This window comes from Psychrobacillus sp. NPDC093180, assembly GCF_044754065.1.
GTDB lineage: Bacteria > Bacillota > Bacilli > Bacillales_A > Planococcaceae > Psychrobacillus.
The window spans coordinates 601,476-624,752 of the sequence record NZ_JBIVOJ010000001.1; the positions used below are offsets into that span (position 1 = coordinate 601,476).

Genomic DNA, 23,277 nt, shown 5'->3' on the forward strand with positions numbered 1-23,277 from the left:
ATAGTAAATCATTTAATAGAATTCCCCATGAAGAATCAATATAAAATAGTTTATTCATCCTATATGCGGCAATAATGCGATATAATTGTTTAAAGGAAGTGGGCACTATCAAACGAAGAAAAGTCAAAATATTTCGCCTTTTTATTTCTCTCTTAACTGTTGGAATATTTTTTACTAACGTCCCACCTGCATTTGCTGTAAAAAAAACATACAATATTGCAGGTGATTTGAATTTGCCGCCTTTCTCATTTACAAATGAAGATGGAACATTGAAAGGCATTAGTATAGATATTATGGATAAAATAGCAAGTGATAATGGCCTTACTTTTAAATATATTCCAATGAACATGAGAGATGCTGAAACAGCTTTGAAAAATGGAACAATTGATGCGATTGCTGGAATTACTTATAGCACAGAATATGATGAGTGGTTTGATTTTTCGGACTCCTATTTTACAATGTCTGATTCACTCATTATCCCTAAAGAAAAGGTAGGCACTATTCGATCAATTACTGATGTTCGAAATCAGCATGTAGTATTGGAAGAACGAACACCAGTACTCAACATGCTAAACAATATGAGAAATTCAAATCTAACCATAATAACAAATCAATATGATGGCCTTGAAACATTGCTTAATGGAAATGCAGACGTATTTGTTGGGAATAAATGGACTGCAGCTTTCTTTTTAAAAGATTCGCCGCAGGAAGACAAAATTATAATCCTTGAAGAAGTGATAGAACCTGCTGACTATACAATAGCAGTAAAACAAGGCGAAAAAGAGTTGTTACTGATGGTGAATAACACTCTTAATGACTTAAAGGCAAAAGGAGAAGTTAATACAATAATTTATAGATGGTTAATGCCGCAATCTGAAGCTCAAATCACTCAATTAAAGCATTTTATTTTCCTATTAAGTCTTGTGTTAATGGCAGGCGCCCTTGGAATATTGTTCATCTATAACTGGAATCAAAGGCTTAAAAGGGAAGTGAATATCCAGACACATAAACTTGTGAATTTAATATGAATCTGCAAGAACAACGCCAATTGATTGCTGATAATAATGCATTTAAAGAGCAAGTGTTGAATAATATCGATACGGGCATTGTTACATATAACCTTAATTTAAAGATAACGAGCTGGAATGCCAAAGCAATAGATGTACTTGGTCTCTCTCCTAATCAGGTTGATAACCTGCAAGATTCATCCCTTCTTAACGAACTATTTCTACAATATAAAGTTGGGAGTGAAAGGAAGGATGATTCAACTATCCCCTATATTTGGGAAGTTAATGAGGGGACGCAGCAAAAGTTAATATCTTACCGGGTAGTTCAAATGTATGATTCTCAAGAAAGGCAGACCGGTTATTTGCTTTCCATGAATGACGAAACAGAAAAGAAAAAGCTCGAACGTAAACTTAATTCACAAGAGAAAATGCATGCGCTGGGTCAACTTGTAGCTGGTGTCGCGCATGAAATTCGTAATCCTTTAACGTCGATTAAAACTTTTATTGATTTACTTCCTAAAAAATATGATCAGCCTAAATTTCGAGCATCAATTATTGATCATTTACCAGCAGAAGTAGGCCGATTGAATAAAATTGTAATTGATCTACTTGATTATTCGCGTCCCCGTCCACCTAAAAAGGAAAGATATAATAGTATTAACGAGCTTACTTCATTGCTATCATTTCTTCAAATTACTATAGAGAACAAACAAATTGTCCTTGAACAATCAGTAGAGGGAGATTTAGTTTTTTATATTGATCCACAACAAATACGTCAAGTGCTCTTAAATTTAATGCTAAATGCAATTGATGCGGTTGAGAAGACTGAGGAGAAAAAAATTACGGTTAAGATAGAAAAAGAACATGCCAATACGGGGAAAATTACAATTACCGATACAGGGATAGGTATAAGAAAAGAAGATATTAATAGAATATTTGAACCCTTTTATACAAATAAGGAAAAAGGTATAGGATTGGGTTTATCTGTATCTTACAAGTTGGTTAAAGAAAATAATGGGGATATTCAGGTGGACAGCCATCCTAGTCAAGGTACGAAATTTACCGTATTATTACCATTGTTCGAAACAGAGGGGGAGGAAAGATGAATTCTCGGATCTTAATAATTGATGACGAAACTGCTATTTGCGTATCCCTAAGTTTTGCTCTTGAGGATAATTACGATGTTATAACGACTAGTAATCCTCAGGAAGGGATTGAAATCATTGAACAAGATAATATAGATTTAGTTCTTCTGGATCTTAAGTTAGGAATCTATAGTGGACTTGATATGCTTCAAGAGATTAAGAAAAAAGATTCGTCCGTTACTGTTATAATGATGACTGCCTATTCCTCTATTGAAACTTCTATTGAAGCTATTAAGCAGGGTGCCTACTATTATATTGAAAAGCCTATTATTATTGAGGAACTTCAGTTACTTATATCGAAAGCCCTTGAATATAAGGGCTTATCATCTCGAGTTGAAACGTTAACGGAAGAACTGGAGCAAAGGATTGGTTATAAAAACTTTATTGGTAAGAGTAAGGCTATGTATCGTGTTTTTTCGTTGATTGATCGCATTAAAGATATAGATTCAAATGTTCTTATAATGGGTGAAAGCGGCAGTGGAAAAGAACTAGTAGTGAGAAATATACACAACAGCGGAAAACGAAAAAACGGTCCACTTGAAGTTGTAAATTGCGCTGCCATCCCCGAAGCCTTACTCGAATCTGAGTTGTTTGGTTATGAAAAAGGAGCTTTTACCGGTGCCACGCAACGCAAACAAGGAAAATGGGTATCCGCTAATGGAGGTACACTCTTCCTAGATGAAGTAAGTGAGATGCCTTTTGCACTTCAGGCAAAATTGCTACGTGTACTTCAAGAGCGTGAAATTACTCCATTGGGTTCCAATACAAAAATTTCGTTAGATGTACGGATTATTAGCGCTACCAATAAAAAACTGGAGAAAATGGTTAGTGAGGGAACTTTCCGTGACGATTTATATTTTAGGCTTAATGTCATTCCCCTTATAGTTCCTCCTTTAAGAGAAAGAAAAGAAGATTTACCCCTTTTGATTGATTATTTCTTACAAAAGTATTGTTTAGAAATGAATAGGAACAATAAGCATTTTTCTAAAGATGCCTATCGACTTCTACTCGATTACAATTATCCGGGAAATGTACGTGAGCTAGAAAATATTATTGAATATGCTGTTGCATTATCTAAAGGTGACTACATATTAGATAATGATTTACCAACGTATATAATGGTACAAAAAGAGGATTTTTCAACTTCTGTAACCAATGAAGAGGAAGATGGGATATATATTCCAGTAGGTATTTCAATGAAGGAAATTGAAAAAAAGATGATCGCCGCAACGCTAGATTATTATGGATGGAATCGACAAAATACTGCTCATGCCCTACAAATTTCAGAGCGTGGTCTTCGCAATAAAATTAAACAGTACGAAATAGAGGAGTAATATAGAAGAAGACGGAAATATATGCCGGCAAACTTTTCCTTGACCAGGAAAAGTTTGCCGGTTTTTCATTCTTTTAATTTTATATCAGTTTATTTAGAAGGTTCAGAAAATTGGCATGGTAATTGCATTATAAATATAAAAATAGAGAAGGAGGAAAGAAGTATTTACTTTAGGAGCTATATTACTTGGTATACCCATGAGGAATTCAAAGAAAACTAGGAGGTTTATTAAAATGAAAAAAACTATAAGTGTATTTATTATTGCATTACTTGTTTTGCTTTCCGGTTGTGGAAACCCTACTCCACAACAACCAGGAGCAACCAATGTATCCTCTGAAGGTGGAGCTAAAGAAATTACGATTGCAGGAAATGGAGGAGTGATTGAAAAAACGATACGCGACGTAATTGCTCCAAAATATAAAGAAAAAACTGGTATCCAAATAAATTATGTTGCCGGTTTATCAGGTGAAGTTTTATCTAAAGTAGAATTGCAGAAAAATTCTCCCCAAATTGATATTGCTATCTTTGTTCCTAACGATGTTCAACGTGCAAAAGACAAAGGGCTTTCTGAAATGCTTGACGAAACTGTTGTTACCAATCTCAAAAATGTTGATCCTCGTTTTGTAGCTGTGGAAGGTGCTGCTGCACCAGTGTTTGGTCTTGCAATTGCTCCAGCTTATAACACGGAAAGTTTCGAAAAGAACGGCATTAAACCAATTGAGTCATGGAACGATTTAGCTAGTCCTGCATACAAGGGTAAAACAGCTTTTGTTGATATTACGAATGATTGGGGCTTTAACACTCTTAATGCTTTAGCAATAGCAAATGGTGGTAGCACGGAAAATATGGAAGCAGGGCTGGAAAAAGCAAAAGAGCTAGCAGGCTATTCCACTACATTTTATAAAAACTCTACTCAGGTAATCCCAGCTATCCAACAAGGTGCAGGCGATATTACAGTAATGGGAAGCTACGCGATTGCAGAACTGGCAAATTCCGGAGTACCAATTAAAATGGTCGTACCAAAAGAAGGAGTACCTCTTCAAGCATTCAGTGCTACTCTTGTGAAAAATGCACAACATCAAAAAGAAGCGACTGATTTCATAAATTATTTAATTAGTGAAGAGGCGCAAGGATTAATAGCAGAAAATGCATTTTATCCAGTTGTTCAAGGGATGAGTCTCCTAGAAAAATTTGAACCTATTATAGGTCTGAAAGAAACAGATAAAACCTTTGTACCTGATGTAGCCAAAATGGCAGAAGTCCGCGGAGAGTGGACAGACAGATGGGCGAAGGAGGTTACTCCCGAACTTGGAAAACTTCTAAAATAAGAAATAATAAAGGAGGATAAAAAGATGCAAGGAATAAAAAACGAGCTAGATATAAAAGATCCAATGATACAAGCTATTAAAAATGATGTTGAAATAAAAAATCCAACAATTCAAGGTTTGAAAAATGATGTTGAAATAAAAGGCGCTTTTAAACAATACGGTTCAAATATCGTGCTAAATGGGATTGATTTGGAAGTAAAACAGGGAGAGTTACTTACCTTACTTGGACCATCAGGTTGTGGGAAATCAACAACCTTAAACCTAATTGCAGGGTTTCTCGAAGCAGATGAAGGCGACGTATATATTAAAGGCAAGAAAGTAACAAAAGTACCGCCATATAAGAGGGATTTAGGAATGGTATTCCAGTCTTATTCCTTATTTCCCCATATGACTGTATATGAAAACTTAGAATTTGGTCTAAAATTGCGCAAGATAGAGAAGTCAGAGAAGGATAGACGTATTGCCAGAAATCTTGAACTCGTAAGAATGTCAGGTTTGGAAAATCGATATCCTCGTGAACTTTCTGGTGGACAACGTCAGCGTGTAGCTATTTGCCGGGCACTTGTAGTAGAGCCAAAGTTGCTTTTACTTGATGAACCCTTATCGAATCTTGATGCGAAGCTGCGCCATGAGCTTGGTGCAGAAATAAAGCGCTTACAGAAAGAAATTGGGGTAACGACGATTTTTGTTACCCATGATCAGCAAGAGGCACTTTCTCTATCTGACCGAGTTGTTGTAATGAATCAAGGTAAAATAGAACAAGTCAGCACACCAACTACAATTTATAATCATCCAAGTTCCGAATTTGTCTATCAGTTTATTGGTAAATCTAATAGTTTTGAAGGTACTATCATAGCAGTAGAGAATAGAGAAATTGTTGTAAAAGTGAATAATGACATTATGCGAGTAAATGTAGATAACATCATGGGCAACGATCATTCTTGTCATGCTGGTGATCCCGTTAAGCTATACATTCGACCGGAGAAAATACAAATCCTCTCAAAGGCTACTGTTTCTCAAAAACCATTAAATTTCTACAAAGCTAACATATCTCAATTGAACTATCTCGGTACTTCATGGGATATAGATGTAAGGATGTATGGTGAATCATATCAAGTATTGACTTATGCTATCGACTCTTCTTGGGAGCAGGGGAAAGAGGTGTATATCGGATGGAATCCATCAGACATGATGCTAGTCAAGAAGTAGCCCAAAGCACAAAAATAACGCAACGTATAGAACCACCAAGACAACCGAGAAATAAAAAAAGTAAATGGAGAAATCCTGGTCTTCTTCTTCTCCTTCCTATTCTATTGTTTCTTGTCGGTTTTTTCGTTGTACCGATGCTTTATATTTTGTATTTAAGTTTTATTGATACAGACAATTTAGGTGGAGCTGATGCAGTATACAGTTTCAAAAATTATATTCAGTTCTTTACTGATAGTTACTATCTGTCCTCATTATGGTTAACAGTAAGAATAAGTTTATATACAGTAATCGTTTCACTTCTTCTTGCTTATCCAGTTGCATTAACGATGGCAAAAAGTTCGCCAAGAGTGCGAGGTTATATAGCTTTGCTTGTAGCCTCACCACTTTTAGTTAGTATTGTTGTTCGTAATTTTGGTTGGTATCTCCTATTGTTACCGAATGGAACTATTAATAATCTCCTAGTTTCAATTGGAATTATCAATGCTCCGCTCAATCTATTATTTTCTGAGGTCGGGGTTGTTATCGGTCTTTCAAATGCATATTTACCATTTATGATACTTACAATTGCTACTAGTTTATATGGTGTGGATCCGGATCTGGAGAAGGCTGGAGCTATTCTGGGGAGCAGTCCTCTTCGTAGTTTCTTATCAATAACGCTACCACTTAGCCTACCAGGTATCGTAGCGGGTTGTGTACTTGTGTTCAGCCTTTCAATGAGCTCATATGTTACACCAGCCTTAATGGGAGGGGCAAATGTGCCAGTAATGCCAGTTGTAGCATACGATCAAATTAACAGTCTGTTGCGTTGGACTTTCGGTTCTGCTGTTTCATATGTTCTGCTAGCAACAACGCTTATTTCGGTATTCGTCTTTTCACGTGTCTTTGAATTGGGGAAATATAAGGAGGTATTCAGATAATGAAAACTCTTGGCCGACTACGCTTAGCGGTTGCAGTGATCAGTATTATCTATATTTTAATTCCACTGCTTGTAGTTATCCCAGCTTCCTTTACAAGTGCAAATTATCCAAGCTTTCCGGCACAGGGATTTTCTTTTATGTGGTATACCAAGATATTGGAGCGTCCTGAATTTATAGAAGCCCTAGGTAATAGTGCAAAATTTGCTTTTATGGCGGCTTTATTTTCAGTGATTTTTGGCACATTAGGAGCAATTGCTATTGCCAAGTATGAAATACCTGGAAAATCCTATATTACAACACTATTGACTGCTCCTCTGAGTGTTCCGCAACTCGTTCTCGGTATAGCATTACTAATTTATTTTACACCGATGATGCTTGCTGGCACACCAACTGGTTTTTTAATTGCTCATATAATCATATGTATTCCTTATGTTATCCGGCTTGTACTTACTGGTCTTAGCGGTTTCGATTACAATCTTGAACGAGCTGCAACTATTCTTGGCGCAAATCCGCTAGTTGTATTTTGGAAGGTGACGTTGCCACTAATACGTCCAGCGATTATTTCAGGGGGATTATTTGCTTTCCTTACGTCATTTGATAATGTAACTGTTTCACTATTTATGGTCTCATCTACCATGCGAACGCTACCTCTTGAGATATTTTCACATATGCAGGATGCGTATGATCCATTAATAGCATCTGTTTCTAGTCTAGTAATCTTTATTTCTGTTATTTTGATTCTTATTCTTGAAAAATTACAAGGGGTTGGAAAGGCTTTTGGAGGGCCAAGTTCTTAAACAACTAATATACATTGCAAAAGTGAGGTACATGTCAAATTCTCCAGATAACATCTCCCTTTTGTGTAATTGTCGCTTGAATCTACAAAACTCGGCAAGCTAATCTTATTTCCTTCGCCATTAGATTGGATTAGTTTGCCTCAAATAACTTGGGGAGGAAAGAACATGAATGCGCTTAGAGATACCATTATCGAAAAGCTCATTGAAGCAATCGGTGATCCATTAAGAGTATTAACAGAGGTACATGATTTGTTTAGTTATTCGTTCGACGCTTCTTTTGGCATTTATAAACCTGATTTTATTTGTCAACCAATGGCAACTATGGAAGTTGTGAAAGTTTTAAAATTGGCGACGCAGCACGAAATACCCGTCACTGCAAGAGGAACAGGTACGAGTTTAAGTGGCGGCCCACTTCCTATCAAAGGTGGAATTATGCTCGACTTCTCTTTGTGGAATACGAAGCTTGAAATTGATCCAGATAATTTAGTCGCAGTTGTTTCACCGGGTGTTATCACTGCGAAGATTAATACAAAAGCAGAGGAATTCGGACTGATGTATCCACCCGATCCGAGTAGCTCTCATATGTCAACAATCGGAGGAAATCTAGCTGAAAATGCAGGCGGACCAAGGGGCTTGAAATACGGTGTAACAAAAGACTATGTACTTGGTCTTGAAGTGGTAACTGCTCAAGGAAAGGTGATTCGAACAGGCGGACAGACCGTGAAAAATGTTACGGGATACGACTTGACGAAGTTAATTGTTGGTTCTGAAGGAACACTTGGAATAATTACAGAGGCAACCTTACGACTTATACCGAAACCAATGGCTACGAAAACAGCTATGGTTTTATTTGATGAAATTGTAGATTCCGGTCGTGCCATTTCTAAAGTGCTTCGTTCAGGGATTATGCCGTCCAAAATGGAAATAATGGATCAGCATTCGATTATTGCTGTGGAAGAATATGCTTCTCTTGGATTGCCTATTGACGTGGAAGCAATTCTATTGATCGAATTGGACGGCCATCCAATTGCCTTAGAAGAAGAAATGGTCCGAGTGGCAGAAGCTTGTATGATGGTCAATGCAAGACATGTGCAAGTAGCTAAAGACAATGAAGAAGCCCAACAATTATGGCAGGCAAGAAAACTAGTTTCTCCTGCTATTGTAAAAATAAAGCCTACAAAAATTTCGGAAGATGCAACCGTTCCCCGCAGTAAGATACCGGAAATGTTTCAACGTCTTAAAGAGATTAGGGAAAAATATAATGTTCATCTCGTCGTATTTGGTCATGCAGGAGATGGCAATTTGCATCCGAATATTATTGCAGACCAACGTGATGAAGAAGAGATGCGTCGAGTTGAACAAGCAGTTGAAGAAATTTTTGAAACAGCAGTGGAACTGGGGGGAACACTATCTGGCGAACATGGAATTGGCCTTATGAAAGCACCATTCATGGAGATGGAGTTAGGAAAAGATGGCTTACACATGATGAAGTTAATCAAAGATGCTTGGGATCCTCAAAATATACTAAATCCAGGAAAAATTTTTCCGGAACCAGGACAAAGGTTTGAGTTGCGAAATGATTGATAACAAAGAAATAAGAAAAAAACTCGCTTACGATGAAACGTTTAGTTGTGTTCAGTGTGGCCATTGTTTACCGACATGCCCTACTTATATTTCTTTTGGCAAAGAGACACATTCCCCAAGAGGTCGTATCAATCTTGTAAAAATGGCCGCGGAAGGGAAAATTTCCATTCAGGATATGGCAAATCCAATTGACCTCTGTTTAGGTTGTCGTGCTTGTGAAACCGTTTGTCCTACGAATGTTGAATATGGAAAAATTCTTACTTCTGCTGTCAATGTATTGGCCGAGTATAGAGAGAAAGAAAGAAGTCGTAAGACAAATGCAGTAAGATCTCTTCTATTTCATCATACATTACCAAATAAAAGAGTACTGAAATTAATGGGACAAGGTCTTTATTTTCTCCAAAAGACAAAATTGATTAATGGGATTAGGAAAACTAATGTACTATCAATGTTCCCTTCAGCAATCCAACGTATGGAGTCGATTACACCTGCTGTTAAACTTCCATTAAAAAGAAAAAATATGTTATCTACTGAAAAGAGTTCTCCACCTTTGCGTATTGGTTATTTTACAGGATGTGTGATGGATACGTTCTTTGCTAATATTAACGACCTTGCGATTAAACTACTAGAAGCAGGTGGTTGTGAAGTTATCACTATTAAAGAACAAGGATGTTGTGGAGCACTACAGCATCATGCAGGTGATAGTAATCAAGCAGTTACACTTGCAAAAAAGAATATTGTAGCTTTTGAGAACTATGAACTTGATTTTATCGTAAATTCGATAGGTGGTTGCGGAGCTGCACTTGTTGAATATCCACTGTATTTTGATGATAAAGATCCATGGTTTGAACGAGCAACAATTTTTAGTGAAAAAAATAAAGATATCAGCGTTCTTTTATCGAAGTTAGAATTGCCATTCCAAAAAAGCATTCATAAATCCGTATCTTATCAGCCATCTTGCCATTTAACGAATGTTCAACATATTGTAGCTGAACCTTTACAACTGTTAAATCAAATTTCGGGCATTACTTATACAGCGATGGAACAAAAAGATATGTGTTGTGGATCAGCGGGAATATATAATATTGTTCATCACGAAGAATCGATGCTTGTTCTTGATAACAAGATGAAAAATGTAAAAAAAATTGTACCTGATGTGATTGTAACCACAAATCCAGGTTGTCATCTTCAGATGTTATTAGGTGTGAAGCGAGAAGGGTTGCAAGATAAAATTCAGGTTGTCCATCTCGTAGAACTCATCGCTGAAGCATGTGAGATTAACTAAAGTAATAAAGGAGGTTAGGCATTTGAATGATTATCTTATTATTGGCGGAGGAATTGTTGGTTTGTCAGTAGGGATGACAATTCTTGAAAGAAATCCTAACGCGAAACTTACAATACTAGAAAAAGAATCAGAACTTGCACTGCATCAAACAGGACATAATAGCGGGGTAATTCATTCTGGAGTTTATTATAAACCAGGGAGCTATAAAGCGAAGTTTGCAAAAGCCGGAAGTGAAAGTATGCGGGCTTTTTGCGAAACAAACGGAATTCCCCATGACATTTGTGGAAAAGTTATAGTTGCAACGAATCCAAAAGAGTTACCAGAACTTGAAAAACTTTATAATCGAGCCCTACTAAACAAGCTTGATGTGACTAGATTAAATAAGGAAGAATTACTTGAAAAAGAACCTCATGTAAATGGTACCGCAGCAATTCATCTTTCTACAACAGGTATTGTTAATTATAAAACGGTTGCAGAAAAAATGGCAGAGATTATTCAAAATTACGGTGGATTAATTGAATATAATGCTGAGGTGAAAGCAATTAACGAGCAGGCGAATGAAGTAACAATTGAAACAACCAATAAAACATATAAAGCAAAGTTTCTTGTAAACTGCACCGGATTACATAGCGACAGAATAGCAAAAATGGCCGGCTATGTAATTGATATGAAAATATTTCCTTTTCGTGGTGAATATTTCAAACTGAAGAAAGAAAAAAGAAGACTCGTTAAAAATCTAATCTATCCTGTACCCAACCCGGATTTTCCGTTTTTGGGCGTACATTTCACACGAATGATTGATGGCGAAGTTGATGTTGGTCCCAATGCAGTACCTGGATTTAAAAGAGAGGCATATAAAAAAATGTCATTTAATCTAAAAGACTTTGGAGAAATGGCTACATATCCAGGCTTTTGGAAGCTGGGATTAAAAAACTCAAAGGAAGGCTTAGAAGAATTCGCCCGATCTGTAAGCAAAAAAAGATTTGTTGAGAATGCACGTATTCTTATCCCTGATATTTCTGAAGAAGACTTGATTGCTGCACCAGCTGGTGTACGCGCACAAGCGCTTAAAAGCGATGGTAGCCTTGTGGATGATTTCTTCATCGTAAATGGTCGGAGTAGTGTTCATGTGTGCAATGCGCCTTCGCCAGCGGCCACTGCCTCACTAGAGATTGGAAAAGCAGTGGTTGATAAAATTGAACAGATTGAAAGCCGTAAACTATTTAGACTAAGGGAGGTTAACTGATGAAAGTTGGATTAATTCACGCAACAACTACCGCATTAAAACCTATAGAAAAAGCGTTCCATGAAGAAGCACCTGATGTTCAACTTCTGCATTTCATGGATACAGGCTTGTTCACTATGATTGAAACTAGTGGCTCTCTTACACCGGAAATCATAAATCGCTTTTCTTTACTGGTTAATTTAGCTATACAATCAGAGGTAGACTGCATTTTGCTTACTTGCTCTGCTTTTAACAATGTAACAGATATTCTTCAACCTCTTTATTCCGTTAAGCTTTTTCGGTCTGATGAAGCAATGCTTGATGAAGCAATTACTTATGAACGGGTTGGTTTGATATCAACAGTTAGAGAAACTCCTATTGCGTTACTAAGTTACTTAACAGGAAAAAAACCCGAAATTTTAGTGGAATCTCTAGTTGAACCGGGTCTTATCCATTTACTTTCCCTAGGCAAGAAAGATGAACATGATGAAAAAATACGAAAGATGGTACATCAAGTAGAAGATAAGGTGGATGTAATTGTCCTCTCTCAATATAGTATGGCTCATATCGCCGATCAGCTAAATACGTCTGTTCCTATACTTACTGCTCCAAGAGCATCTGCTAAAAGATGCCTAGATTACTTGCACACTCATCGATTAAATATGAGTAAATAACCTTTGACGCTCGTCATTTAATTTTGGTAAATATTAAAAGAAGATCATTCCTTCTCTGTGTATTCTCTGTAAATATACACATATACAGGGATGATTTTCTCTTGTTAATATTTTTCACTGATTACACTTTCATATATCATCTATTTCAATACTTCTTCTATATTTAATAACCACTCTCATAAATTTATTTCCTTGTATTCTCTAATGAATCCAAACATGTAGAACACACGAAATAAACCGAGTATGTATTATTTGTTTTTAGTAAATTCAGAATTGACAAACAAATTAATGATCGATATTATTTGTTTAGTTACCTTTAAAGAATAATTACTACCGCATATCGGTAAAAAGGAGATTATAATGAGACAATTACAACTTCCTGCATTCGAATTTACAGAAAAACAGAAAGAATTCCGACGGTTTGTTCGCTCTTTTTTAAAAGAAGAAAAGGCAAAAGGGACATTTGAAACGCATGCAGATTCTTGGTTAAGTGGTTACAACGCTGAATTTTCAAAGAAGCTTGGCCAACAAGGATGGATTGGAATTACTTTCCCGAAAAAATATGGAGGCCAGGCAAGATCCTCAATCGATCGGTACATTATCACAGAGGAATTACTAGCTATAGGTGCTCCTGTAGCATCTCATTGGTTCGCTGATCGCCAGACAGGACCGTTATTGTTAAAATTCGGTACAGACGAGCAAAAAGATTTTTTCATCCCTCAAATTATAAAAGGGGAATGTTATTTCTCCATAGGGCTTTCTGAACCAAATTCAGGTTCTGACCTTGCTTCATTGAAGACAAGTGCCAAGAAAGTAGATGGAGGATGGCTAGTGAATGGTATGAAAACATGGACATCAGGAGCACATCATTCACATTATATGATTACTTTATGTCGTACTGCTCAACTGGATCCTAATAAACGCCACCATGGAATGAGCCAGTTAATCGTTGATTTAAAGTCTGAGGGAGTTAGCATACGTCCAATTCAATACTTAAAAGGTGAACATCATTTCAATGAAGTTTTTCTTGAAAACGTTTTCGTTCCTGATAATCGAGTAGTAGGAAAAATAGGAGATGGATGGTCACAAGGAATGACGGAATTAGCTTTCGAAAGAAGTGGTCCAGAACGAATTTTGAGTACATTTCCATTACTAGAGACCGCTATCAACCTTTTAAAAGAAAAAAGGGATCATCAAGGCTTGATGGAAGCTTCAAAACTAGTTAGTCGAATGTGGTATCTCCGTAATATGTCCGCTGGAATAGCTGCTTTATTAGAAGAGAAAAAAGATGTTAATTTGGCAGCGGCTCTTGTTAAAGATTTAGGAACGAATTTTGAACAGCATGTGGCTGAAGTGATTCGATTGTTGTTACCAACACTACCTGATAAACAGTCTACCGATGAATATACTCGTTTACTAACCGAATCTATTCTACATGGTCCAGGATTTACCCTTCGCGGGGGAACAACTGAAATTATGAGAGGTATTGTAGCGAAAGGAGTGGTTTATGCATGAGCGAAATGAAATCGTACATTGAAGATACAACGGAAAAAATTCTAAAAGACTTATCGACAAAAGAACAGCGAGAACGTTTCGAAGAAGGAGAATGGAATGTGCCATTATGGCATGCAATTCAAGAAGCAGGATTAACACTCCTTGGTATTGATGAAGAAAAAGGAGGGGTTGGTGGCGACTATGAAGATGTGTTTGCTATTTTGCATATTGCCGGAAAGTATGCAGCTCCAATTCCTTTAGCAGAAGTAATTTATGCCAATCAGTTTATAGCAATTCATGAAGGTGAAGTTGAAGATAAGCTACGGGTTATACATTTTGAAAATGGAAGTGACGAGGAACTAAAATACGTCCCTTTCGCCCGGTATGCAGATGAAGTAATTGTGGTATCAACAGTAGGCTATAAGGTAGTTAATCTCGCTTTAAATGAAATCAGTAGTAACAAGGAAAATATTGCTGCAGAACCACGAGACACAGTGAAGGTGATACAGCATTTAGAATACAGAAAGTTAAACACTACGTTTGAAAATGCTCTAGAAGATTATACAAACTACATGGCGCTTAGTCGGGTTGCGATGATGACTGGGGCAATGGAAAGTGTATTAGCATTGTCTATTTTTTACTCCAAAGAACGTCAACAGTTTGGTCGTTCTCTATATAAATTTCAGGCAATTCAGCAACACTTGGCTGTAATGGCAGGTGAAACTGCTGCAGCAAATGCAAATTTAGCTGTAACTAGCGCAGCATATCAGACAAATGTAGGAAAAGAACAAATAGCAATGGCGAAAATAGAGCTTTCAGCAAATGCAAATTTAGTAGCGAAGGCCGCACACCAGTTACATGCAGGAATTGGGATGACCTATGAACACGAGTTGCATCATTTTACGAGACGCTTATGGGCATGGCGAGAAGAAGGTGGAAATGAAACATATTGGGCAGATAAGCTCGCTACTATGTACCTGACACGTGAAGAAACAATTTGGGAGACCATTACTCAAGTCAAAGGAGCGGAAGTTCATGTCTGATTTATTATTTGAAGTAAATAATAAAATTGCTAAAATCACTTTAAATCGACCAGAGGCTTTAAATGCGTTTAGTGGTGAAATGTTAGATTTATGGATTGATGCTCTTGAAAAAGTACGTGATTCAGATGAAATATCTGTCTTGATTGTTCAAGGAGCAGGAAAAGGTTTCTGTTCAGGTGGAGATATTAAAGAAATGATTGCGGGCAATGGATTTTATAAATCAGAAAAAGATAATATTTCAAATGGAATTAGGAGAAAAAATTCTCTTTGGAAAAAAGTGCAACGAATTCCACTTCTATTAGAAGAAATTGATAAACCGGTGATCGCAAAAGTGCATGGTGTAGCATTTGGTGCCGGACTTGATATGGCTCTGATGTGTGATATTCGCTTTGTGGCAGAGTCTGCCAAACTATCTGAAAGTTATATTAAGGTAGGATTAGTACCAGGAGATGGAGGGGCGTACTTTTTACCACGACTTGTAGGGCGAGATATGGCATTGCATATGTTGTGGACAGGAGAAGTTTTAACAGCTAATGTAGCGAAAGAACGCGGACTAGTTACATTTGTCGTTCCAGATGAGGAACTAGAACAAGCGGTCGATGAGTATGCGGAAAAATTGGCAAGCGGTCCGCAGCTTGCAACTCAGCTTATTAAAAGGGCTGTTTATCAGAACAGTGAAATGACTTTACGATCGTCTCTCGATTATATCTCATCCAAAATGGCCTTCGTGATGGAAGAAGTAGATCACAAGGAAGGTGTGCAGGCGGTCATGGAGAAAAGAAAACCGGAATTTGGAAAGTAATATACTAGGAGAAAACGATGAAAAGGGGTGCAGTAAAATGATTCAGCCATTGCATGATATACGAGTATTGGATCTATCACGTGTTTATGCAGCTCCTGCTGGTGCTATGATTTTAGGAGACCTTGGGGCAGATGTTATTAGAATAGAGCCGCCCGGGGGTTCTGATAGTATGAGAGATTGGGGCCCTTTTTTAAATGGAGAGAGTACCTATTATTTAAGTGCTAATCGTAACAAGCGATCTATCACGATCGATTTGAAGTCAGAAGAAGGAAAACTGCTTTTCTTTGATCTTGTTGAAAAATCAGATATAGTTATCGAGAATTTTAAAGCTGGAACTATGAAGAAGTTAGGTATTAATTATGAAGTGTTGAAAGAGAAAAAACCTGGAATTATTGTTTGTTCAGTTACTGGATTCGGGCAAACAGGACCACTTAGCGAATTACCGGGTTTTGACCCTGTTATCCAGGCAATGAGTGGGTTAATGGATGTGACTGGTAATCCCCAAGATGTTGCAACAAAAGTAGGTATACCAATTGCTGATATTATTACCTCTGTGTATGTTGCCCTTAGCGTGGTAACTGCCATTCGTCAGCGAGATATGTCAGGTGAAGGGCAATATATTGATCTCTCACTACTTGATGTCCAAGTGGCGAGCATGGCTAATGTTGCAAGTGCATATTTGAACACGGGAATGATTTCTGAGAGAAAAGGAAATCAACATAATAACGTGGCACCTTATCAAGTATTCCAAACCGGAGACTTCGCTATTATGATTTGTGCTGGTAATGACGGGCTATTTAAAAAGTTTGCTGCCGCGCTTGGTCATCCAGAATGGGGAAATGATTCACGCTTTATAACTAATAATGATAGAAAAAAACATGAAAATGAATTGGTAATTTTAATAGAGGAAGTATTGAAAACGAAAAATTCAGATCAATGGGTAGATATCCTTTCAGATGCCAAAGTCCCAGTGGGTCGCGTGAATAATATTCAGCAAGCATTAGATCAAGAACAAGTCATTGCTCGTGGAGGCATTGAAAATTTGCTACACGAAGTAGGTGAAGTAAAACTGCTGGCTAGTCCCTTAAAACATAGTGGACTTAATGTGAGGACAAGAATGGCTCCTCCAACATTAGGTCAGCATAATGAGGAAGTATTACAAGAACTTCTTCAGTTGAAAAAAAAGGAAGTTTCAATATTGAAAGAAAATAATGTACTATAAATGGGAGTAGATATGAAAGAGGTGTACACCTTGAAGGAAGAAACATTTAAAAGTAATTATTCCATGTCTTCGATTCACCGAGTGATTCAAGTGTTACGCGCATTTTCGATTGAACATCCCAAATTATCATTGACTGAAATTTCTAAGCGGACTGAAATTTCCCTTTCTAGTTTGCAAAGAATCGTTAGTACATTAGCTTACGAAGGATTTCTAGTAAAAGATGAGAAAACTAAACAGTATTCATTAGGACTAGAGCTTATGTTTTTGGGGCAACTGGTAACCCAAAATGATGCCCTTCTTTCTAGAGCCATTCCGATAATGGAAGAATTGAATGACCAAACAAAAGAGAATGTCTCATTAAATATTATTGAACATGATGAGCGCCGTTGTATCTATAATCTGCCAAGCCGTCACGAACTGTCAGCACTTACTTTTGTTGGACATACCTCGCCATTGTATGCGGGAGCCTCCGCTAAAATTTTGCTTGCATATCAAGACAATACATTTATTCAAAACTTTATAAATATGATTGAATTAAAAAGAATTACGGATAGTACGGTAGATTCGAAAGAAAGTCTTCTTGAACAATTATCTGTTATCCGAAACCAAGGATATGCAATGACGAAAGGAGAGCGCGTCAAAGGAGCTATGTCCATAAGCGTACCAATTTTTGCTAAAGGTAACTTGTTGCTTGGTACATTGTCCGTAACATTTCCTGTTATACGTCAGGAAGAGTATGATATTGAAGAGCTTATTTGTTTATTAAAGGATGCAGCAAAAAGAATTATGAATTAGGAATTATTCTTAAATGTGATGTATTGGAGCTAAATAATCCTATCATAAATAAAGATTTATATAATTTCATACATGTACAAGGTAGAATTGTTTTAATAATTGAATAGTTTTGTGGGAACTCACTCGTAATTAAATCCTTTTCATAATTACTCACTTTTTAGACAAGCTAAGTAAAAGGAGTAAGATGATTAAATGGATAATAATTATGAATTAGGTTGTACGCAATATGAATAAACCCTTCACACCACAGCTTGTATATTTTGAACCAAATTCACTTGATTATCCGCTTGGTAAAGAGTTGAAGGAAAAGTTTGAGAAGATGGGAATTGAAACTCGCTTTACGACTTCACATAACCAAATTAGAGATTTGCCGGGTGAGACGGATGCTCAAAAATATCGTATCGCTAAATCTACTTTAGTTGTAGGTATTCGAAAAACACTAAAATTTGATACATCCAAACCTTCAGCTGAATATGCAATCCCGCTTGCAACAGGTTGTATGGGACATTGTCATTATTGTTATTTGCAAACGACGATGGGCAGCAAACCTTATATTCGAACTTACGTAAACGTAGAGGAAATTTTGGAAGCAGCTGATCGCTATATTGAAGAACGCGCTCCAGAGATTACCCGATTCGAAGCAGCCTGTACATCCGATATTGTGGGTATTGACCATTTAACGCATTCATTGAAAAGAGCCATTGAACACATTGGTCAAACAGAACTAGGTAGGCTACGTTTTGTAACTAAATTCCATTTTGTCGACCACTTGTTGGATGCCAAGCATAATGGCAAGACGCGATTCCGATTTAGTGTAAATGCTGATTATGTTATTAAAAACTTTGAACCTGGCACTTCTCCTCTCGATAAAAGAATCGAGGCTGCAGGAAAAGTGGCAAGAGCTGGCTACCCGCTTGGATTTATCATTGCACCAATCTATCTGCATGAGGGCTGGGAGGAAGGCTATCGCCACTTGTTTGAACGGCTTGACGAAGAATTGCCGCAAGATGCAAGAGAGGATATTACATTTGAATTTATTCAACACCGGTTTACAAAGCCCGCCAAAAAAGTGATTGAAAAGAATTATCCAAAGACAAAATTGGAATTAGACGAAGAAAAAAGACGTTACAAATGGGGCAAGTATGGAATCGGTAAGTATATTTACCAAAAGGACGAAGAGGAAGAAATAAAATCTCATCTATACGGCTATATGGAAAAGTACTTTCCTAATGCTAAGTTAGAATATTTTACTTAATAAAAAACGTATGGCCTCGGGAAACTGGGGCTATTTTTTGTGCGTAACCAAACAGTCTAGCAGACTTAAAATCCAATTAAATAACCAGATTTCTCTAAAAAGTAGAATTTTCTTAAAATATTTTAAACAAAAGAGTTGCAAAATAAACGAAGAAGGAATATCATATAAACAAATAGTAATTCAATAATTACAAATTACTAAAAGGGATGATTTATTTTCATGACAAACTATAAGACAGAAGAAGAATTTCTAAAGAAATATGATTCTTCTAAATACCGCACACCAGATGGATACACAGCGGATATCGCCATTTTTACGATTGTATCGGAAAAAGTATTAGAGAAGGCTCCGCCAAAGATGACACTGAATATTATGTTAATCAAACGAGCTGAAAAAGATAGCGAAAATAATCCTAATATTGAAGGAGGAAAATGGGCCCTTCCTGGTGGTTTCGTAGACGCTCCGAAAAAAGAAACGGCTTTCATGGCGGCAAAGAGAGAATTGAAAGAAGAAACAAATGTAGACGGATTGCATATTAAGCATTTTGGCGTTTATGACGAATTTGGTCGCGATCCTCGTGGATGGATGATTTCAAATGCCTTTTACGCAATAGTTCCTGATAATCATATAGGACAGCGACAAGCAAATGACGATGCTGCAGAAGTGGAATTATTCGACATAGAAGAAGTTTTCAAGTTGGATTTAGCTTTTGACCATCGCCAAATAATTAGCGATGCATTGAAGTCCATCAAAAAAGAGATGATTCAATCAACAATAGCCAGAAATTTTCTACCGAAAGAATTCACCTTATCTGAATTACAAAGAGTTCTTTTGACTGTGGGAGAGGATCCACGTATCTCAAATGATTCTGTATTTTTTACAAAAGCACCAAAGCTTCCCTTTATCGAAAAGGCTATAGATAATGAAGGAAAGCCGAAAAAAACGAATAGAAATTCATTTAGGCCATCTCAATTATATACATTTAATGATTTTGAGATTATTGAGTCTATTTACCATTAGGAAAGTTATTTTCTTTCCTAATCATTTTAGGTAATGTAACTTGTAATTCAATAATTACTAATTAAAAACTGAAGATGAGGAGAAGATATTATGCAAAAACGTGCATTGATTAACATTGATTATACGGAAGATTTTGTTGCGACAAACGGTTCTTTAACTTGTGGTGAACCAGGTCAAAGATTGGAAACAAAAATTAGCGAGCTGACAGAGGAATTTATTGCAAATGGAGATTTTACGGTATTTGCTGTGGATGTCCATGAAATAGGGGACAAATATCATCCCGAAACGAAATTATTTCCCCCTCATAATATTAGAAATACAGAAGGTAGAAATTTATATGGTTCTTTAAAAAATGTATACGACACAAATGAAAGAAGAGAAAATGTCTACTTCATGGATAAAAAAAGATATTCAGCATTTGCAGGAACAGATTTAGAAATTAAATTACGGGAACGAGGAATTTCAGAAATTCACTTAGTTGGCGTTTGTACCGATATTTGTGTGCTTCATACAGCAGTAGACGCTTATAACAAAGGATTTCATATTATCATCCATAAAGATGCAGTAGCTTCCTTCAATCAAGCGGGACATGAATGGGCACTAGGGCATTTTGAAAATTCACTTGGAGCAAAGATCGTTTAAAATTAAAGGAGGAAAATAAAATGAAATACGCAGATGATAGTTTCATGTTACACACAGACCTATATCAAATTAATATGGTGGAGACTTATTGGAAGGATGGCATACACAATAAGAAAGCTGTTTTTGAAATTTATTTCCGTAAGCTTCCGTTTGGGAATGGCTATTCCCTGTTCGCAGGGTTGCAGCGTATAATTGAATTTATTGAAAACTTCGGGTTTTCGGAGAGCGATATCGCCTATCTACGGGAGGAAGGGCAATATTCTGAACAGTATCTTGAATATTTGAGTAATCTTCAATTCACAGGATCGATTCGTTCCATGAAAGAAGGAGAATTGGTATTTGCTAATGAACCTATCTTGCAAATAGAAGCTCCATTAGCTGAAGCTCAATTGATTGAAACAGCCTTATTGAATATAGTGAACTTCCAGACATTAATCGCTACAAAAGCTTCCCGGATCAAACACGTGATTGGTGACGAGATAGCAATGGAGTTCGGTACTAGACGCGCACAAGAATTAGATGCGGCAATTTGGGGCACTAGGGCTGCTTATATCGGAGGGTTTTCTGCAACAAGTAATGTGCGTGCAGGGAAATTATTTGGTATCCCTGTAGCTGGAACACATGCACATGCGATGGTGCAAGCTTATCAGGATGAATATGTAGCTTTCACCAAATATGCAGAAGCACATAAGGATTGTGTTTTCTTAGTAGACACATATGATACGCTGCGTTCTGGTGTACCTAATGCTATTCGGGTAGCCAAGGAATTTGGCGATAAGATTAATTTTATAGGGATTCGTTTAGATAGTGGGGATATGGCTTACCTTTCAAAAGAAGCAAGGAAAATGTTAGATGAAGCTGGTTTTACAGAAGCGAAAATTTCCGCTTCTAATGATTTGGATGAATACACGATTATGAACTTAAAAGCACAAGGAGCTCGAATAGATACTTGGGGTGTTGGAACAAAATTGATTACTGCCTATGATCAGCCCGCTCTTGGCGCTGTATATAAATTAGTTTCCATTGAGAATGAAGCTGGAGAAATGGTAGATACCATTAAAATCTCTGCTAATCCAGAAAAGGTAACAACACCGGGAATGAAACGTATATATCGTATTATCAATAACGTCAACGGTCATGCAGAAGGAGACTATATTGCTTTAGCGCATGAAAAACCACAAGAAGAAGAGCGTTTGAAAATGTTTCATCCGGTACACACCTACATTAGTAAATTCGTAACTGATTTTACTGCAAAGGAATTGCATTTAGATGTAATAGTGAACGGTTCTGTTGAATATGAATTACCTACAATTCAAGAAATACAACGCTATGCAAACGACAATTTAAATTTATTATGGAATGAATATAAACGTACGATGAATCCAGAAGAGTACCCAGTCGATTTGAGTCAAGCTTGTTGGGATAACAAGATGGAGCGAATCCGTGAAATTCAAGAAAAAGTGCGAAGATAATGTTGCGATTATATTGAAAAAGTCGAACAAGGGATTTGGAGGAAACAATTAATGGCTAAGATCGGTATTTATGGGTCTTCATTTGACCCAATCACAAACGTACATTTATGGACAGCAAGCACTGTTGCACATCGCTGTAAATTGGATAAGGTGATTTTCTTGCCTTGCTCAAGTAAAAGAAAAGACAAAAGAATGAAAACGGAAGATGAGCATCGTTGGAATATGCTTCAACTGGCTATTGAAGATGATAGTCGTTTTATTGCAGATGATCATGAAATGAAGCAAGATGCTTGGAATATATATACGTATGACACAATGGTACATTTTAAGAAGAAGTATCCAAATGATGAAGTGTACTTCATTATGGGAGCAGATTTGTTAGTAGATATTGCAAAAGGTGAATGGGTTAAAGGGAGAGAGTTAGTTTCTGAAAACAAGTTCATAGTGATGGCAAGAGAGGGAGTAGATATGCTATCTACTATAAGTCGCTCTGCAATACTTAGAAACAATGATGATGGTTCAACCTTCCATTTAGTTGATAAAGGATTGGCAATGGAGATTAGCTCGACGTATATTCGAGAAGAATTTGCTATGGGCGGAGAACCGAAATATTTATTACCTTCTTCATGCTATAACTATATAAAAAAACATGGACTATATAGTAGGTGATATGTTGCTGCGAAAAGTAACTTAGCCCTCATTAACCACTGTCTAAAATGAATAATTAGACTTTTTGAAAAAAACAGTTGATTGGTTAAATGGTATTTGCTATTATCAGTAACAATAACTTATTAGCGATGACGAGACGATTAGATAAGATGCAGCATTACAGAGACCCTTGGTTGGTGAAAAAAGGGATGGGAATTCTTATTGAAAAAAAACTCCGAGCTTCGTATGGAACTAAGCGAGTCTTAGGGATGCTACGACGGTTTCCTCCGTTACAGGGATAAGGTATCGCCAAATGGCCGTACCTGATAAGGCTTATTGAGTGATCAACAAGCAAACTGAGGTGGTACCGCGAATTCAAA

21 protein-coding genes and 1 other annotated feature (1 of these 22 cut by a window edge) are annotated in these 23,277 nt (G+C 36.9%); all 21 genes read left to right on the forward strand.

From position 1 onward, the window contains the following. Window positions 1-98 precede the first annotated feature (98 nt). The 21 genes from ACIP9W_RS03090 to nadD all read left to right on the forward strand — a co-directional run bounded on the left by ACIP9W_RS03090 (window position 99) and on the right by nadD (window position 22,918). Entirely contained in the window at window positions 99-1,028 is a 930-nt protein-coding gene (locus tag ACIP9W_RS03090) for a substrate-binding periplasmic protein (protein ID WP_400785857.1), read from the forward strand. Next, the gene (locus ACIP9W_RS03095; RefSeq protein ID WP_400785859.1) at window positions 1,025-2,113 is read left to right on the forward strand and encodes a two-component system sensor histidine kinase NtrB; all 1,089 of its coding nucleotides are present in this window, start codon (window positions 1,025-1,027) and stop codon (window positions 2,111-2,113) included. The genes ACIP9W_RS03090 and ACIP9W_RS03095 overlap by 4 nt, the downstream gene beginning before the upstream one ends. Beyond that, on the forward strand, window positions 2,110-3,486 hold the full coding sequence (locus tag ACIP9W_RS03100) for a sigma-54-dependent transcriptional regulator (protein WP_400785861.1): 1,377 nt from the start codon (window positions 2,110-2,112) through the stop codon (window positions 3,484-3,486). Before ACIP9W_RS03095 ends, ACIP9W_RS03100 begins: the two co-directional genes overlap by 4 nt. A gap of 232 nt (window positions 3,487-3,718) precedes the next feature. After that, window positions 3,719-4,813, forward strand: coding sequence for an extracellular solute-binding protein (locus tag ACIP9W_RS03105; RefSeq protein WP_400785864.1), 1,095 nt, complete (start codon window positions 3,719-3,721; stop codon window positions 4,811-4,813). Between the two features lie 108 nt (window positions 4,814-4,921). Next, window positions 4,922-6,022, forward strand: coding sequence for an ABC transporter ATP-binding protein (locus tag ACIP9W_RS03110; protein ID WP_400785972.1), 1,101 nt, complete (start codon window positions 4,922-4,924; stop codon window positions 6,020-6,022). After that, complete coding sequence (locus ACIP9W_RS03115) at window positions 5,986-6,939, forward strand: ABC transporter permease (RefSeq protein WP_400785866.1); 954 nt, start codon at window positions 5,986-5,988, stop codon at window positions 6,937-6,939. The genes ACIP9W_RS03110 and ACIP9W_RS03115 overlap by 37 nt, the downstream gene beginning before the upstream one ends. After that, window positions 6,939-7,736: an ABC transporter permease gene (locus tag ACIP9W_RS03120; RefSeq protein ID WP_400785869.1), complete on the forward strand. Its 798-nt coding sequence runs from the start codon at window positions 6,939-6,941 to the stop codon at window positions 7,734-7,736. The genes ACIP9W_RS03115 and ACIP9W_RS03120 overlap by 1 nt, the downstream gene beginning before the upstream one ends. A 165-nt stretch (window positions 7,737-7,901) precedes the next feature. Continuing rightward, window positions 7,902-9,320: an FAD-binding oxidoreductase gene (locus ACIP9W_RS03125; protein ID WP_400785871.1), complete on the forward strand. Its 1,419-nt coding sequence runs from the start codon at window positions 7,902-7,904 to the stop codon at window positions 9,318-9,320. Next, window positions 9,313-10,605: a (Fe-S)-binding protein gene (locus tag ACIP9W_RS03130; RefSeq protein ID WP_400785873.1), complete on the forward strand. Its 1,293-nt coding sequence runs from the start codon at window positions 9,313-9,315 to the stop codon at window positions 10,603-10,605. Before ACIP9W_RS03125 ends, ACIP9W_RS03130 begins: the two co-directional genes overlap by 8 nt. Window positions 10,606-10,627: 22 nt before the next feature. Further along, window positions 10,628-11,851, forward strand: a complete 1,224-nt coding sequence (lhgO, locus tag ACIP9W_RS03135; protein ID WP_400785876.1) for an L-2-hydroxyglutarate oxidase — start codon at window positions 10,628-10,630, stop codon at window positions 11,849-11,851. Beyond that, window positions 11,851-12,504, forward strand: a complete 654-nt coding sequence (locus tag ACIP9W_RS03140; protein WP_400785878.1) for a hypothetical protein — start codon at window positions 11,851-11,853, stop codon at window positions 12,502-12,504. Before lhgO ends, ACIP9W_RS03140 begins: the two co-directional genes overlap by 1 nt. Before the next feature lie 360 nt (window positions 12,505-12,864). Then, entirely contained in the window at window positions 12,865-14,019 is a 1,155-nt protein-coding gene (locus tag ACIP9W_RS03145) for an acyl-CoA dehydrogenase family protein (RefSeq protein WP_400785879.1), read from the forward strand. After that, window positions 14,016-15,041 carry an acyl-CoA dehydrogenase family protein gene (locus ACIP9W_RS03150; protein ID WP_400785881.1) on the forward strand — a complete coding sequence of 342 codons (1,026 nt, stop codon included), beginning with the start codon at window positions 14,016-14,018 and terminating at the stop codon, window positions 15,039-15,041. Before ACIP9W_RS03145 ends, ACIP9W_RS03150 begins: the two co-directional genes overlap by 4 nt. After that, window positions 15,034-15,843: an enoyl-CoA hydratase/isomerase family protein gene (locus ACIP9W_RS03155; RefSeq protein WP_400785884.1), complete on the forward strand. Its 810-nt coding sequence runs from the start codon at window positions 15,034-15,036 to the stop codon at window positions 15,841-15,843. The genes ACIP9W_RS03150 and ACIP9W_RS03155 overlap by 8 nt, the downstream gene beginning before the upstream one ends. A gap of 37 nt (window positions 15,844-15,880) precedes the next feature. After that, on the forward strand, window positions 15,881-17,065 hold the full coding sequence (locus tag ACIP9W_RS03160; protein WP_400785887.1) for a CaiB/BaiF CoA transferase family protein: 1,185 nt from the start codon (window positions 15,881-15,883) through the stop codon (window positions 17,063-17,065). Between the two features lie 30 nt (window positions 17,066-17,095). Further along, entirely contained in the window at window positions 17,096-17,860 is a 765-nt protein-coding gene (locus ACIP9W_RS03165; RefSeq protein ID WP_400785889.1) for an IclR family transcriptional regulator, read from the forward strand. Between the two features lie 226 nt (window positions 17,861-18,086). Further along, window positions 18,087-19,115, forward strand: a complete 1,029-nt coding sequence (gene splB, locus ACIP9W_RS03170; protein WP_400785892.1) for a spore photoproduct lyase — start codon at window positions 18,087-18,089, stop codon at window positions 19,113-19,115. Between the two features lie 219 nt (window positions 19,116-19,334). Further along, window positions 19,335-20,135, forward strand: a complete 801-nt coding sequence (locus ACIP9W_RS03175) for an NUDIX domain-containing protein (protein WP_400785894.1) — start codon at window positions 19,335-19,337, stop codon at window positions 20,133-20,135. Window positions 20,136-20,225: 90 nt separating this feature from the next. Then, entirely contained in the window at window positions 20,226-20,777 is a 552-nt protein-coding gene (locus ACIP9W_RS03180) for a cysteine hydrolase family protein (RefSeq protein ID WP_400785896.1), read from the forward strand. 20 nt (window positions 20,778-20,797) lie between these two features. Further along, entirely contained in the window at window positions 20,798-22,249 is a 1,452-nt protein-coding gene (locus ACIP9W_RS03185; protein ID WP_400785899.1) for a nicotinate phosphoribosyltransferase, read from the forward strand. Window positions 22,250-22,300: 51 nt separating this feature from the next. Then, entirely contained in the window at window positions 22,301-22,918 is a 618-nt protein-coding gene (gene nadD / locus ACIP9W_RS03190; RefSeq protein WP_400785901.1) for a nicotinate (nicotinamide) nucleotide adenylyltransferase, read from the forward strand. 119 nt (window positions 22,919-23,037) lie between these two features. Continuing rightward, window positions 23,038-23,277, forward strand: a binding site (T-box leader) (it continues 14 nt past the right edge of the window).

What these genes read in the sequence shown, in the direction of transcription:
- ACIP9W_RS03095 (WP_400785859.1), top strand. Translation starts at nt 1,025, where the DNA reads ATGAATCTGCAAGAACAACGCCAATTGATTGCTGATAATAATGCATTT.
- ACIP9W_RS03100 (WP_400785861.1), top strand. Translation starts at nt 2,110, where the DNA reads ATGAATTCTCGGATCTTAATAATTGATGACGAAACTGCTATTTGCGTA.
- ACIP9W_RS03105 (WP_400785864.1), top strand. Translation starts at nt 3,719, where the DNA reads ATGAAAAAAACTATAAGTGTATTTATTATTGCATTACTTGTTTTGCTT.
- ACIP9W_RS03115 (WP_400785866.1), top strand. Translation starts at nt 5,986, where the DNA reads ATGGAATCCATCAGACATGATGCTAGTCAAGAAGTAGCCCAAAGCACA.
- ACIP9W_RS03120 (WP_400785869.1), top strand. Translation starts at nt 6,939, where the DNA reads ATGAAAACTCTTGGCCGACTACGCTTAGCGGTTGCAGTGATCAGTATT.
- ACIP9W_RS03125 (WP_400785871.1), top strand. Translation starts at nt 7,902, where the DNA reads ATGAATGCGCTTAGAGATACCATTATCGAAAAGCTCATTGAAGCAATC.
- ACIP9W_RS03130 (WP_400785873.1), top strand. Translation starts at nt 9,313, where the DNA reads ATGATTGATAACAAAGAAATAAGAAAAAAACTCGCTTACGATGAAACG.
- ACIP9W_RS03140 (WP_400785878.1), top strand. Translation starts at nt 11,851, where the DNA reads ATGAAAGTTGGATTAATTCACGCAACAACTACCGCATTAAAACCTATA.
- ACIP9W_RS03145 (WP_400785879.1), top strand. Translation starts at nt 12,865, where the DNA reads ATGAGACAATTACAACTTCCTGCATTCGAATTTACAGAAAAACAGAAA.
- ACIP9W_RS03150 (WP_400785881.1), top strand. Translation starts at nt 14,016, where the DNA reads ATGAGCGAAATGAAATCGTACATTGAAGATACAACGGAAAAAATTCTA.
- ACIP9W_RS03155 (WP_400785884.1), top strand. Translation starts at nt 15,034, where the DNA reads ATGTCTGATTTATTATTTGAAGTAAATAATAAAATTGCTAAAATCACT.
- ACIP9W_RS03160 (WP_400785887.1), top strand. Translation starts at nt 15,881, where the DNA reads ATGATTCAGCCATTGCATGATATACGAGTATTGGATCTATCACGTGTT.
- splB (WP_400785892.1), top strand. Translation starts at nt 18,087, where the DNA reads ATGAATAAACCCTTCACACCACAGCTTGTATATTTTGAACCAAATTCA.
- ACIP9W_RS03175 (WP_400785894.1), top strand. Translation starts at nt 19,335, where the DNA reads ATGACAAACTATAAGACAGAAGAAGAATTTCTAAAGAAATATGATTCT.
- ACIP9W_RS03180 (WP_400785896.1), top strand. Translation starts at nt 20,226, where the DNA reads ATGCAAAAACGTGCATTGATTAACATTGATTATACGGAAGATTTTGTT.
- ACIP9W_RS03185 (WP_400785899.1), top strand. Translation starts at nt 20,798, where the DNA reads ATGAAATACGCAGATGATAGTTTCATGTTACACACAGACCTATATCAA.
- nadD (WP_400785901.1), top strand. Translation starts at nt 22,301, where the DNA reads ATGGCTAAGATCGGTATTTATGGGTCTTCATTTGACCCAATCACAAAC.